General features: G+C 41.4%; 14 protein-coding genes. All 14 read left to right on the forward strand.

Annotated elements, in window-relative coordinates:
* Positions 1-275: 275 nt before the first annotated feature.
* The 14 genes from FDX03_RS11115 to FDX03_RS11180 all read left to right on the forward strand — a co-directional run bounded on the left by FDX03_RS11115 (position 276) and on the right by FDX03_RS11180 (position 12580).
* Entirely contained in the window at positions 276-2306 is a 2031-nt protein-coding gene (locus tag FDX03_RS11115; RefSeq protein WP_137345936.1) for an EscV/YscV/HrcV family type III secretion system export apparatus protein, read from the forward strand.
* Positions 2307-2310: 4 nt separating this feature from the next.
* Entirely contained in the window at positions 2311-2715 is a 405-nt protein-coding gene (locus FDX03_RS11120) for a hypothetical protein (RefSeq protein ID WP_137345937.1), read from the forward strand.
* A complete protein-coding gene (gene sctN / locus FDX03_RS11125; RefSeq protein ID WP_116359904.1) occupies positions 2715-4016 on the forward strand; it encodes a type III secretion system ATPase SctN in 1302 nt (433 codons plus the stop codon). Before FDX03_RS11120 ends, sctN begins: the two co-directional genes overlap by 1 nt.
* Positions 4006-4455, forward strand: a complete 450-nt coding sequence (locus FDX03_RS11130) for a hypothetical protein (protein WP_116359905.1) — start codon at positions 4006-4008, stop codon at positions 4453-4455. Before sctN ends, FDX03_RS11130 begins: the two co-directional genes overlap by 11 nt.
* Entirely contained in the window at positions 4443-5366 is a 924-nt protein-coding gene (locus tag FDX03_RS11135; protein WP_137345938.1) for a hypothetical protein, read from the forward strand. The genes FDX03_RS11130 and FDX03_RS11135 overlap by 13 nt, the downstream gene beginning before the upstream one ends.
* The gene (locus FDX03_RS11140) at positions 5363-6283 is read left to right on the forward strand and encodes a FliM/FliN family flagellar motor switch protein (RefSeq protein ID WP_137345939.1); all 921 of its coding nucleotides are present in this window, start codon (positions 5363-5365) and stop codon (positions 6281-6283) included. Before FDX03_RS11135 ends, FDX03_RS11140 begins: the two co-directional genes overlap by 4 nt.
* 9 nt (positions 6284-6292) lie before the next feature.
* Positions 6293-6982, forward strand: coding sequence for an EscR/YscR/HrcR family type III secretion system export apparatus protein (locus FDX03_RS11145; protein ID WP_116359908.1), 690 nt, complete (start codon positions 6293-6295; stop codon positions 6980-6982).
* A 2-nt stretch (positions 6983-6984) separates the two neighbouring features.
* Complete coding sequence (sctS, locus tag FDX03_RS11150; protein ID WP_101742613.1) at positions 6985-7245, forward strand: type III secretion system export apparatus subunit SctS; 261 nt, start codon at positions 6985-6987, stop codon at positions 7243-7245.
* 10 nt (positions 7246-7255) lie between these two features.
* Entirely contained in the window at positions 7256-8017 is a 762-nt protein-coding gene (sctT, locus tag FDX03_RS11155; protein WP_137345940.1) for a type III secretion system export apparatus subunit SctT, read from the forward strand.
* A gap of 5 nt (positions 8018-8022) precedes the next feature.
* On the forward strand, positions 8023-9159 hold the full coding sequence (locus FDX03_RS11160; RefSeq protein WP_116359909.1) for an EscU/YscU/HrcU family type III secretion system export apparatus switch protein: 1137 nt from the start codon (positions 8023-8025) through the stop codon (positions 9157-9159).
* Entirely contained in the window at positions 9149-9799 is a 651-nt protein-coding gene (locus FDX03_RS11165; protein WP_115602404.1) for a lytic transglycosylase domain-containing protein, read from the forward strand. Before FDX03_RS11160 ends, FDX03_RS11165 begins: the two co-directional genes overlap by 11 nt.
* Positions 9800-9937: 138 nt before the next feature.
* A complete protein-coding gene (locus FDX03_RS11170) occupies positions 9938-10618 on the forward strand; it encodes a response regulator transcription factor (protein ID WP_101742616.1) in 681 nt (226 codons plus the stop codon).
* 30 nt (positions 10619-10648) lie between these two features.
* Positions 10649-12364, forward strand: a complete 1716-nt coding sequence (locus FDX03_RS11175) for an IpaD/SipD/SspD family type III secretion system needle tip protein (RefSeq protein WP_137345941.1) — start codon at positions 10649-10651, stop codon at positions 12362-12364.
* A 9-nt stretch (positions 12365-12373) separates the two neighbouring features.
* Positions 12374-12580, forward strand: a complete 207-nt coding sequence (locus tag FDX03_RS11180) for a hypothetical protein (RefSeq protein ID WP_115601884.1) — start codon at positions 12374-12376, stop codon at positions 12578-12580.
* The last annotated feature ends 64 nt before the right edge of the window (positions 12581-12644 follow it).

A 12644-nucleotide genomic window follows, 5' to 3' on the forward strand; every position in this document is an offset into this window, starting at 1 on the left:
AGAAATCTCTGTTACATTCAAGGGAAGTTTATTCCGCTGCTGTCGATATGGAGTATGGTACTTTGTAATGGTGGAAATGCCCATAGGTGTGATCGATCTTTCTGCATGGATATATAATAACAGTGAAATGCTTAGTCACAATGAGCAAGTTCTATCGCATCACGATAAAGTCTATTATTGTGTATTGCAGAAAAAAATAGATATAGCTCTTATATACGAGAGATTTATAAAGTATATAGAGTGTAATTAACATTATAGCGTAGTCTGAGATACATATGTGGCAAAAAATAGCGCAGAGACCAGAATTATTTTTGGTTGTGTTGATGATATTAATATTAGCCATGTTGATTATACCACTACCAACATGGCTTATTGATGTACTATTAGCTTTTAATATTACATTTTCTATTTTAATTTTTATTGGCACATTTTATATACAGAAAGTGTTGGAATTTTCTGCATTGCCTTCACTTTTGCTCATTACAACGCTCTTTCGTCTTGCGTTATCTATCAGTACCAGCCGTATGATACTGGTGCAAGCTGATGCAGGACACATTATTACAACATTTGGTAACTTCGTTATTGCTGGGGATATTATTGTTGGTTTTATCATTTTTTCAATTGTTACACTTTTTCAATTTATTGTTATAACAAAAGGTTCAGAGCGTGTCGCAGAAGTTAGTGCTCGTTTTTCTCTGGACGCCATGCCCGGTAAACAGATGAGTATTGATGCCGACCTGCGAGCGGGAAATATTGATGCTGATGATGCCCAACGGCGACGCTCCATGCTGGAAAAGGAGAGCCAACTGTATGGTGCATTAGATGGCACAATGAAATTTATCAAGGGTGATGCAATTGCCAGCATTGTGATTATCTTTGTCAATTTCATTGGTGGCGTATCTATTGGCATGGGGCGTCATGGTATGTCCTTTAGTGGGGCTACCGATATCTATACGATTTTAACAATTGGTGATGCCTTGGTCGCTCAGATTCCGGCTTTGCTTATTTCCATTGGTACCGGCTTTGTGGTAACAAGGGTTAGTGAGGATGGAAAAAATCTGGGTAACAATATCATTGATCAGATTTTCCAGCGTGATTTTGTTTTGATTGTTACGGTAATTGTAGCCATTTTAATTGGTTGTCTTCCGGGATTTCCATTGATAATTTTTATGTTTATAGCTGGTATTATTCTTGCAGTTTATATTAATCGTATGATGAAAGCTAAAAAGCAGGCAACGTCTTCGGGGAGTATAAAAACGAATTCAGGGGGAAGTTTTGGTAGTGAAGGAAATACTCTTTTACCCACAGCAAGTATTATACCTGAAACTGTACCGTTGATGGTAATGCTTCCAGAGCAAGATTTTAACAATCTGGATCTTGAACATTTTGGCATGCGTTTTTCACAGGATTTTTACCTTAACTATGGCATTGAACTCCCGAAGGTCAGTGTGGTAATGAGCCCAAACGTACAGTTGAACCATGTTGTTGTCCTGATCAATGAAGTTACTGCAGGTGTATTTCCTATTAACTTTGGGCATTTCAAACTTTTGAATCTTGACGGTATTATTGATTTACCCGGCATTGATGTAATCACCACTGAATATGGAAATGAAAAAGAATACTGGGTCGCCGAACAGAGCCAGGAGTTATGTTCATCTTTGGGATTTACGTTGCGTTCGGCAGAAGATGAAATGATGCTTTCTTTTCAGTTGCTGGTGACCGCACAGATCCCTGAGCTGTTTGGTATCCAGGAAACCAAAAATATTATGGATAAATTTGAACGCCAGTATCCTGAGTTATTAAAGGAAACTTACAGGCATTGTACTGTCCAGCGAGTATCTGAAGTCTTACAGCGTTTGTTAAGTGAACGTATTTCAGTAAGAAATATGAAAGCAGTGCTGGAAGCGTTGGCGATGTGGGGCGGGAAAGAGAGAGATACGATCCAGTTGGTAGAGCATGTGCGCAGTGCGTTAGCTCGCTATATTTCAGATAAGTTTTCTACTGAAAATGTATTGTCAGTTATGGTGTTATCACCTGAGATTGAAAATAAAATCCGTAAGGGAATTAAAACATCTGCTTCTGGATCATTTATTAATATGGAACCGGCAGATAATGAGTTTGTTATTGACAGGTTTGAGCATCATTTATTTAACCTTTCACGAAAGGATGTTGTATTTCTAACTGCAGTTGATATCAGACGCTATACTAAACGTTTGATAATGTCGCAATTTACTGATCTGGATGTCATTTCATTTGGCGAAATATCAGAAAGTGTTAAAGTTAACGTAATCAAAATGGTGGATTAATTAAATGGATGTTTCAAAAATTGTAGATATTCTCAAACAGGCGCTTGAGGTAATGGGATGCGATCCATCGTTGATCTCTGATATAGATCATCATTCCACAATCGAGCTTAGTTTTGGTGAAAAACCATCAATTATGTTTAGTACTGTTAACGGTGTTGTGGTTCTTTGGAGTGCTGTTGCAAAATATGATAGCCATGCCTTATTAAATGCTGCTCCACAACTTATCGAATCATTGGTTGCAACTTGTGACTGGAGTATTACAGGCCAGCTACAGCTAGTTGAAGATGATGGAAGTTTTGTTTTAAGAGTATTTTTAAGTGAAAATGTAATTGAACAAGGTGAGTCATTGGCGGATGTATTGAACCAGTTTTATGAGCTTGTAGATGAATTTAGCCAGGCGCTAAAATAATGCAGGAAATCTTGCTTAGTGATATTTTTGATTGTAACGCCAGGATAACATCGATTCAGGGGACGATCATTACTGCACCGTTACGCCATACTTTTATTGGGGAACGATGTCGTATTTATCGCTCTCTGAGCGATCCTCGTGTCATTGGACAAGCAGAGACTATCGGTTTTAGCCAGGGCAATGCTGTGCTGTGCCTGCTGGGCGGATCTGATGGTATTTCATGTTCCAATATTATTGTTCCGGACGGTACTGCTTTTTCTCTTTCAGTATCGATGGACACGCTGGGTACAGTTATTAATGCACAAGGCGAGATTTGTGAACGTTTTGCGTCACCACCCCCTGACAACGCATCTTTACCGATGTTTCGAACCATTATGCAATCTCCACCAGATTACAGTGAGCGGCGGCCAATCGATAGCTTATTTGCGACAGGTGTCAGAGCTATCGACGGGTTATTAACTTGCGGTATAGGTCAACGTGTGGGGATCTTTGCTGGGGCTGGGGCCGGAAAAACGTCCTTAATGACAATGATCATTAGCCATTCATCTGCAGATGTTTACGTTATTGGACTGGTTGGTGAACGAGGCAGGGAGGTTACCGAGTTTTTAGCTGAAGGGATCCCGGAGGATAAGCGTGATAAAATTATTGTCGTCTATTCTACTTCTGATCGGCCCGCTGTCGAAAGGCGGAATGCAGCGCTTATTGCCACCACTATTGCTGAATATTTTCGTGATGCCGGCAAGAATGTTGTGCTGATGATTGATTCAATGACACGCTATGCCCGTGCGCTTCGTGACGTCGCGCTTTCCGCTGGAGAAATGCCTGCAAGACGCGGTTACCCATCATCTGTTTTTGATAATTTGCCACGAATCCTGGAAAGAAGTGGTAAAACTCAATTCGGCAGCATTACAGCGTTCTATACGGTACTGCTTGAAGAAGAAGAGGAAGTAGACCCCATCGGTGATGAAGTGCGCTCGATTCTCGATGGGCATATTTATCTTTCCAGAAAACTGGCTGGTACAGGGCATTATCCGGCAATTGACGTATTACGTAGCGTCAGTCGTGTAACGCGTGCAGTATCATCTGATGAGCAGCGTGAAGCTGCATCTTTATTTCGAAATTACTTGTCAAAACTGGACGAGTTGAAGCTGATGATTGAATTAGGTGAATACCAACCGGGTGAAAATCCAGCCACAGATAAAATTGTTGGGAAAACTGACATTATAAAGAATTTTCTCCAGCAAAAGATGGAAGATAAAACATCATTTACACAAATGCTGGAGTCACTATATGCCATATAAAAGTATGGAAAATCTGTATTCAACGTACTGCGATAGCCTTGTTCTGAAAGTGACACGTATTGAACGCGAAATTGAACGATTAAAAAATTTGCTGATTGCTAATGCTGAAGGTCATAAGGAGACTAATGACTGTATCATCACCTTATGGCATGGAGTTACCGAAAGTGAAGTAACGAAAGACAATATATATGCTATTAAAAGAAAAGAATCATTGCTGCTCTCAGTTTTATATCGTCTGGATTCGGAAAAAGATGAATTAATTGCAAGTCAGCATGAACAAGAAGATGAAAAGTCGCGTCTGTTGCAATTACGCGCCAGCTATGAACGAAAAAAGCGTAAGTGGTCTTTATGCCAACAAAAAGTTAAACGCCTGCGTAGTGTCAAAAAAATTGCTCTGGAAGAATATTCTATAGAGGAATGTATTGCATGGAAAATATAAAATCATCATCAGTAGAAGCGCATTTATCAGAAAACATAGGTTCTTGTGACAGTGTGCAATCTATTGATTGCATTATTCAGAAATTATTGAATGATACTGATACCAAGTGGAAAAAGAATACTAAGATTGAGACTTTTGACGGTAACAAAGATGAGAAAAAAGGAGATAAGGGCACCGAGCAAACTGACCAGATTGCGGTATCGGTAATATTAGCCGGGGAAACGCTATCATCGTCTCTGTCGGCCAGATTCGTGCAGCAGCTACAAACGAATAGTACGGGCAATAAGTCTGTATCTAATGTGCCGACACGTATTTCCGCAGGGAATATTAGCCAACATGCCAGCGTTGATGTAGGGCGATTAAAGGAACAAGCCCTGATCCACAGTGGATCGGCAGCAATTTTTACCGCAGCGGTTCCGCAACATCAAGAGAATACTCAGAAATCTGATAAGAAAAAAAATGAATCTTCAGAGGTAACAGTTCTGTCTGCAATGCCAGTCCCTGACAAGGCTATCGTTGAATCTGGATGGGTAACGGAAAAGCTATTATCTGGAGAACACGGAAAGGAGACAGTTATTCAGCAGCAATTAAAGTCTGCCAAAGATGTAGCGCTTGCAGTAAACACGAAATCGAATGTGACCGAAGTGAGCTGGACCTTTCCTACTCAACAAACGGCCCAGGTACGCATAGAACACGCACAGAATAAATCTGATACGCAAATACAAATTATGCCATCGGACATTGAAACTGAACAACAGCTGGTAAATTTCCAACAGCAATATCCTTTGCACGGATTGCGTGTAGATGGTGCCGTGTCGACGGCGAATGACTATCTACAGAATCAGCAAAACTCACAGCAGCAGAATGAGGCAAACCAGGATGTTTTAAATGACGAAGAGGAGGAGACGTGAATACCATTCTTTCGTGTTTACGGCACCTGGATGTCACAGAAAACCTGATCATGCAGTACTGCGCACGCAATTCTATCGCGTTGCTGACAAATCAGAAACGAATGCAGGGAGCATTCATTCGCTGTAGCGGTGTTCACGCCGGAACGGAGATATGTTTTTTTGTCTCTGCAGAAACGCTTTTGCAGAAATATGGCATGCAGGATGCTCGATTTTCTGTTCAGCAGATGGGAAACAAATTTATTTCTACATTGTACGGTGAGCTGTTATTTAATCTCTCCTTGGGGACTGAGTGGTTTTCAGCACCTATTGCTGAAGTTGTTATTGAGGACCCAGAATGTCAGATTCCTCTGCATGAAAAATTCTACAGTGCCGGTGATGATGCTGGTTTTGTTTGGTTTCCAAAAACATCCCTAACCTCATTAGATGTGCTGGTTACGGAAACAGTAAACGATTGCCAGCATTTGCTTTGTCCCATCAAAGTATCTCTCGGATTCACATCGTTACCTGTGAGTGATATCGAAAATTTGGCCATTGGTGATGCCTTGTGGATTACAAATGTTCAGATTTACCTTTATGTCGGAAACATAGAATATTGTGCGATCCAATATGAACAACACAGTTTTACTGTAAGTGAGGATATTATGGATAGTCAAATAAATAATGCTCTTGTTGATAAGTTATGGGCGGCAGATGGACTCAAACTAAACATTGAGTTTGTACTCAGTGAAACAACCATGACATTAGCAGAAATTAGTAAAATACAAACCGGCGATGTATTAGATGCCCTGATTGGTCTGGGAGACAATAAAGTTGATGTTGAACTCCGGGTTCAGGGACAAAAGTTAGCAAAGGGAGAACTTGTTTTACTGAATGATCGCCTGGCGGTGGAAATAGAGGAAGTTTACAACACATTGTGAGATGAAATTATGACGGATTATAACAGCATTGGTCTGGTAGGGATTCTGAGTCTTGCGACACTTTTGCCATTTTTCATTGCGGGCGGAACGTGTTTTATTAAATTCTCTATTGTTTTTTCATTGATACGCAACGCCATAGGCTTACAGCAGGCGCCATCCAATATGACCTTGAATGGTATCTCACTACTATTAACTGCTTTTGTCATGTCGCCAGTTGCCCTGCAGGGCTATGAATATTATCGCCAGGAAGGTGTCTCTTTCGACAATGTTGAGTCAGTGCAAAACTTCATCGATAACGGCATTTCTGGGTATAAAAATTATTTATACCGATTTTCTGATAAAGAACTCCTTACATTTTTTAGTAATATCTATCAGCAGCAATATCCCGTAACGGATGATCATCAGGTTGTTGGGGTTAAACCAACAGTTGAAAATAGCTCGTTATTTACGCTGTTAGCGGCTTATTCGCTGAGTGAAATAAAAAGCGCCTTTGTTTTAGGCTTCTATGTTTATCTTCCTTTTATTGTAGTGGATCTGTTAGTTTCCAACGTATTACTGGCTCTCGGCATGATGATGATGAGTCCTGTAACAATATCATTACCAATAAAATTGGTACTTTTTGTTGCCATTGATGGCTGGTCTAAGATTGCGACCGGCATGGTCATGCAGTACGCAGCGTTATGGAAAACGGCGGGATAACAATGGATGGTATCTTTTATATAGGCAATAAAGCACTATATATGGTCTTAATATTATCTTCAGTTCCGGTTATTGTCGCAACGGTGGTGGGGATAGTTGTGGCCATTCTTCAGGCAATTACTCATATCCAGGAACAGACCTTGCCATTTGGTATTAAATTGCTGGCAGTATGTGCCGCGCTTTTTATGACTGCACCCTGGTTTGTTTCCAGCCTGAAAAATTTCTCTGCCGAAGTGTTGGCCCTGGCATTCCAGATACCCTAATGAGTCGCCTATGAATGTTTATGTGCTCTACCATGAATATATCCTGTTGATTGTTATCGGGATGGCCAGACTTCTGCCAATAACATTTTTCTTACCCTGGTTTAACAGCCAGGTGCTAGGGGGCATGTTAGCCAAAAATGTGATTACGTGCTTTATGCTTCTTGGTTTTTTGCCTCTGCTGAGTGTACAGTTTCCACTGGCGTCGGCGGCGGCACCAATGGTGATTATCGTTCGGGAAGCGATTATTGGTTTACTATGCGGTATTTGCCTGTCAGTGCCATTCTGGATTGCTTTGGTGGTAGGTGAGGTCATTGACAACCAACGCGGAGCAACTATTAGTAGTACTATGAATCCAGGTATAGGGGTTGAAACTTCTGTTTTCGCCAGTTTTATGAACTATTTCTACGGCGCGACTTTTATGCTAAGTGGCGGAATGGTTACGCTTTGTGAGGCGATAAAAAAAAGTTATCAAATATTTCCGGTAGCACAATCCTTTCACTTTGATAAAGCATTAGCATTGCAAGTGGTTCATCTTGTTAATGAGTTAATGCTGAAGGCTTTAATTTTGGTAGGGCCTATCGTCGTCGCTTTATTTGTCACAGAATGCGCGCTTGGTTTACTTTCACGTTTCGCATCACAATTGAATGCTTTTTCTGTCGCATTAACGTTAAAGAGTGTTATCGCCATTTTGGTTCTGTTGATTTATTTAACACCATTACTTATCACCCAGTTGGCAGGATTACGACTGAGTGATTTTTTACCGAAGAGTTAAGTATAATGAGTGAAGAAAAAACAGAACAGCCAACACATAAGAAGAAAGAGGATTCTGCTAAAAAGGGACAGATGTTTCTTAGCCGAGATTTTGTAGGGCTACTTACGTTAATTGCGGTCTCATCTTTTGTATGGATGACCATCAATGCGAGGGAGTTGACATTTTATTTCGATTTATTCGTCAGTAGTGGTTTCATGCTATCAACGGGAGAATATGCGCGACTGGTATTTACAACAGCGTTTAAAATTATCTCTGGTATTGCCCTGATTTCTGTTTTCACTTCGGCACTGATGACATTGATACAAACACGTTTTAAAATGGCGTCGGAGGCGATTCGATTGGATCTGAATGCTATTAATCCAATAAAAGGATTTAAAGAAATATTCAGTATCAGGGGGCTGAAAGACAGTGTAAAAGCTATTTTGTATCTTGGGATGGCACTCACTGGGTTTAGTGTTTTTATTATAAAATATCATGCTCGATTATTTACTATACCGACTGGCGGGATCCAGCATTTTATTAATGTGTGGCGTGGGCTGATGCCATTGCTTTTTTGTTATACCTTGTTGCCGTTTTTAATTATTATGGCGTTTGATGCTTTGGTTGATTTTTATTTATATATTAAAGATTTGATGATGACCAAACAAGAAATAAAGCAAGAGTATAAAAATAATGAAGGTGATCAACACATTAAAAGCGCGCGTAAGCAGTTGCATCGTGAATTGCTTTCTGAACAGACTAAAGCAAATATATTGACTTCAAAAATGGTGTTGGCTAACCCGACGCATATCGCATTGGGAATTTATTTTAATCCCACGGTAATTGGCTTGCCTTTTATTTCAGTTGTCGAGAAAAACTCTCGTGCTGTTGCGGTTATTGCTTTCGCGGAAAAAAACAATATCCCTGTTATTCGCAATATTTCGCTGGCACGAAGAATTTTTAAGACGGCAAAAATTTATACTTTTATTGATAGCAGCAGTATTGATGAAATAATGCGCTTACTGACCTGGCTAGAGCAGATGGAACAAGCATGGAAAGATGATATTCCTCAGAATGACGCGCCAGGAGAGATGGCGGTTGATGTTAAATGCGATAAAGAAAATGCGGAAACAAACAAGGAAGGGGATGGAAATGCGCCATAGTATATTTGTTTTACTGTGTTGTTTCATGCCTCCTGCGATGGCAGCGCAGTGGTGTTATGAAGATGCTCAGGGAATCATGTATGTCGAACAGCAACGAACATCAAACAAGGGGCGGCGTTGCGCTATCGCTAAAAATGATGCCGTGCAACGCTGGCAGGCCACGAAAGCCAATTCCGCCATTCGCATATCACGTTCCTCACCGCGGCGTCAGTTTACGACACAGATGGCAAACGGTCGTTACGATAAGGTTATCGGCCACTATGCCAGGCAGTATGGTGTCGATCCATATCTCGTTAAGGCGGTTATGGCCGTTGAGTCCGGATTTAATCCGGACATTATCTCGGCAAAAGGCGCTGTGGGTTTAATGCAATTGATGCCTGATACAGCGAATCGCCTGTCTTTAGCATTGGGCTATTCTCTCGAAAAGCATAGATTATCTGATCCTGAGATGAATATTCATCTTGGCACTTATTTGCTCTCGGAATTGACGAAACGCTATAGAAGTAATCCCGAACTGGTTCTGGCCGCATATAATGCGGGAGAGGGGAACGTTTCAAAGTATAACAATCAAATCCCTCCGTTTAATGAGACACATAAATATATTAAAAATGTGATAAATGAGTATAAAGCCATTCATTAATGAAATGATTTAATGTGTTTTTAATTCTAAAGTTAGAATAAATAATTTGAGTTGCGTTGCCCTGCATGAAATTATCGTAAATAATTTATTTTTAGCTAATTAAGGATTGATTAGCGTTTGCACAAGAAGGAATCGAGTATGTCCCATAAATTCCTACATTCCCGACTCTCCGTTGCGGTTGCCAGTGATGAACCGATTGTTATTACAGGATTACGCAGCTTGCTTGCCGGGTATGCGGATATTGCATTTGTAACTCATTCGCGAAATGAATTGATTCACGCGTTATCAGGCAAGTGTGATGATAAAAATTTAGTGTTGATTGTTGATGTATCTTTTGACTGTCAAAATAATAATGATGCCAGTCACTATATCTCGAGAATTCAAAAGGTAGCACCGGAACTCAAGCTGATTGCGCTGGTAAGTGAAAACTACACGTTTACTCCCACGCTCCGCCGTCTCCGGGCGTCAGGGGTACACGCGTTAATCAGCAAGAAAGATGATTTGGAACGTTGTCTGCCAAAAGCATTATCTGATTTGGTGGCAAAGCGCTTTTATTCTTCTCCGCGGATCCAACAGACGGATATAACTACTGGTTATGCTCAACAGCAGTCCCAGTTAACTTCGAGAGAACTCGAAATTATTCGCCTGTATGCACGAGGCATGCGGGTAAAGGAGATTGCAAACCTTCTCAAGCGTTCAGTCTGTACGGTTGCGGTACATAAGCACAACGCGATGCAGAAACTTGCAATTACCAGCAACATACAATTGCTTCATTATGTGCAATCTCAGGATACGCTTGCCGGGATGTCAGGTAGCTAAAACGTTGCACACCTTTCAGGGAAAGATACGATGTCTACAAGTATCACAACAGCAGGACAAATTTCATTTTCAACTCTATGTACAACCACGGATGCGGTTTCTTCATCGCCTGAGGTGGTACAAGCTTCGACAACTGCCAACACTGCAGAAACGGGTACGCGACGCCAGCAGGTAATTGATATATTGACAGAAAAACTGGCAGTCTATTCTGAACAGTATCATCAGCTGCTCAACAAAGGGATCCTTATCGATACGGCTCCTGCACAGGCCGTATTGAAATCGTCTCTCTCTCGGTTCATGAGCACTGGTGTTTCAAGCGAAAAGAGCGTGGGAGAATCTTTAGAGGACTCCGCTGCTGGGGGGTCACTCTGGGACATCACTTTCGACAAAAACATGGATAAGGACGGTGATGGCAAGATTGATGATGATATCGATTTCAGCACCTCTATCTGGTCAAATGATAACGATCATGGCAATGGGGTGAATTATCCCGAGAGTGACTGGGAAATTTATGCGGATGTTAGTACTGAGCTTGCTGGGCTGCAAACGGATTATATGGATGTATATACCGATCTTGCTAATCAAAGCGTTGAATTTCTCAATGATGTTAACAGCTTTAAAGCGCGGATGGTGACATATATCTCCAGCGATGAAGATAAAATGAAAATCGATGTCGGTGGCGTGCTAGATGAACTTGACGCTATTATTGCTGGGTGGGGGATATATGATGCTAACGGTAATATCAACCTGACGCCCATTAACCCTGAAACGACTTCCGGACCCTATCCTGAACGCGGACCTGTGGCTATCCGCGGATTAGATGCCCAGGGAGTCTATTATTGGGCTACACAACTGGAGTTAACCGATCAGCTTGTTATTGCAACGCATGAAGAGGCAGGATCTGATGGGAAAATGAATACAGGTAACCCTGGAGATGATATAGATAATATTACGGTAGCCGATTCGGTTGCTAATCTTAATGAACCTCCAGAAGAGGACTGTCGACTTTATTTGGTAATGGAGGCTGATGGTACTTATACCCTGTATGTCTACCCTGATCTCCAGCCAGTAGGAGATGCCGAAGAGGCAACGTTTAGCCTGTTGGGGTATCTCTCAGACGCCGGATCATCGACTTCGGCTGAAGCTCCCACTGCAGCTGAGATTGGTTTACCTCTTGTCGATCCAAGATATTCTGGAAATACAGGGGGGAATAAATCATATTCTATTATTCCAACGTCTAAGGAGATGGTTATTGTCCCTGAAGGCAAAATAGGCGATAAAGGATTTTATATCCCGGAGGGCTATACACTCATAACATCAACGGCCACTGAAGATTATCATGAATATGATTGTTTTTTGATTCCAACGTCAATGCTGGATCCAGCAAAAACTAATAGTGATGCTGGTGATAGTAATACTAGTGTGCATGTTACAGAAAGTGTTGTTGTTATAGACCAGGCATATGATATGAATGGGACGGGAGGAGATAAAGCGAATATTTATGTTTCTCCCGCATCGACCTGGGATTTTGAAGGACACGGCGCGGATGAATCTGCCACTATCAGCAGCGGTATGTTTAACGAGTGGGAAAACTCGATGAACACGATGTCCAGTACAGTAGAAAGCCAGTCACAAGTTATGTCAGAAAAATTAAGCCAGGCTAATACCATCTTCAATAACCTGACCAAGGTATTGTCGTCGACGATAGAAGCTCTACTGGAAACCCAAAAAGAGTTCCTGAAATAGGTATTTATCATGAGCGACATGACCATCAGCTCAACGCCAGTTTCTGCAGATGATGCTGTTTCAGCAGAAGAACTCGACCCAACAGCGAATTTAACGGATGAGCAGCGTAAATTGATGCAGTTAGCCACTTCAGGATTTAGTCTGGAGTTTTTTTCAGATTGTATAATGGGAGATACCGACGATCCGTCCAATCCTATGTACCAGCCGGAGTGGTGACATCGGAATCGTTACGCGAATAATAAATGACGCCAGGCCCGGCGAAGTGCTGCCGGGCCTGGCG

The organism is Citrobacter sp. wls827 (genome assembly GCF_005280875.1).
GTDB classification, from domain to species: Bacteria; Pseudomonadota; Gammaproteobacteria; order Enterobacterales; family Enterobacteriaceae; genus Citrobacter; species Citrobacter youngae.

Coding starts and splice junctions, on each gene's coding strand:
- FDX03_RS11120 (WP_137345937.1), top strand. CDS start 2,311: ATGGATGTTTCAAAAATTGTAGATATTCTCAAACAGGCGCTTGAGGTA.
- FDX03_RS11115 (WP_137345936.1), top strand. CDS start 276: ATGTGGCAAAAAATAGCGCAGAGACCAGAATTATTTTTGGTTGTGTTG.
- FDX03_RS11135 (WP_137345938.1), top strand. CDS start 4,443: ATGGAAAATATAAAATCATCATCAGTAGAAGCGCATTTATCAGAAAAC.
- sctT (WP_137345940.1), top strand. CDS start 7,256: ATGAATGTTTATGTGCTCTACCATGAATATATCCTGTTGATTGTTATC.
- FDX03_RS11145 (WP_116359908.1), top strand. CDS start 6,293: ATGACGGATTATAACAGCATTGGTCTGGTAGGGATTCTGAGTCTTGCG.
- FDX03_RS11130 (WP_116359905.1), top strand. CDS start 4,006: ATGCCATATAAAAGTATGGAAAATCTGTATTCAACGTACTGCGATAGC.
- FDX03_RS11160 (WP_116359909.1), top strand. CDS start 8,023: ATGAGTGAAGAAAAAACAGAACAGCCAACACATAAGAAGAAAGAGGAT.
- FDX03_RS11170 (WP_101742616.1), top strand. CDS start 9,938: ATGTCCCATAAATTCCTACATTCCCGACTCTCCGTTGCGGTTGCCAGT.
- sctN (WP_116359904.1), top strand. CDS start 2,715: ATGCAGGAAATCTTGCTTAGTGATATTTTTGATTGTAACGCCAGGATA.
- FDX03_RS11180 (WP_115601884.1), top strand. CDS start 12,374: ATGAGCGACATGACCATCAGCTCAACGCCAGTTTCTGCAGATGATGCT.
- FDX03_RS11175 (WP_137345941.1), top strand. CDS start 10,649: ATGTCTACAAGTATCACAACAGCAGGACAAATTTCATTTTCAACTCTA.
- sctS (WP_101742613.1), top strand. CDS start 6,985: ATGGATGGTATCTTTTATATAGGCAATAAAGCACTATATATGGTCTTA.
- FDX03_RS11165 (WP_115602404.1), top strand. CDS start 9,149: ATGCGCCATAGTATATTTGTTTTACTGTGTTGTTTCATGCCTCCTGCG.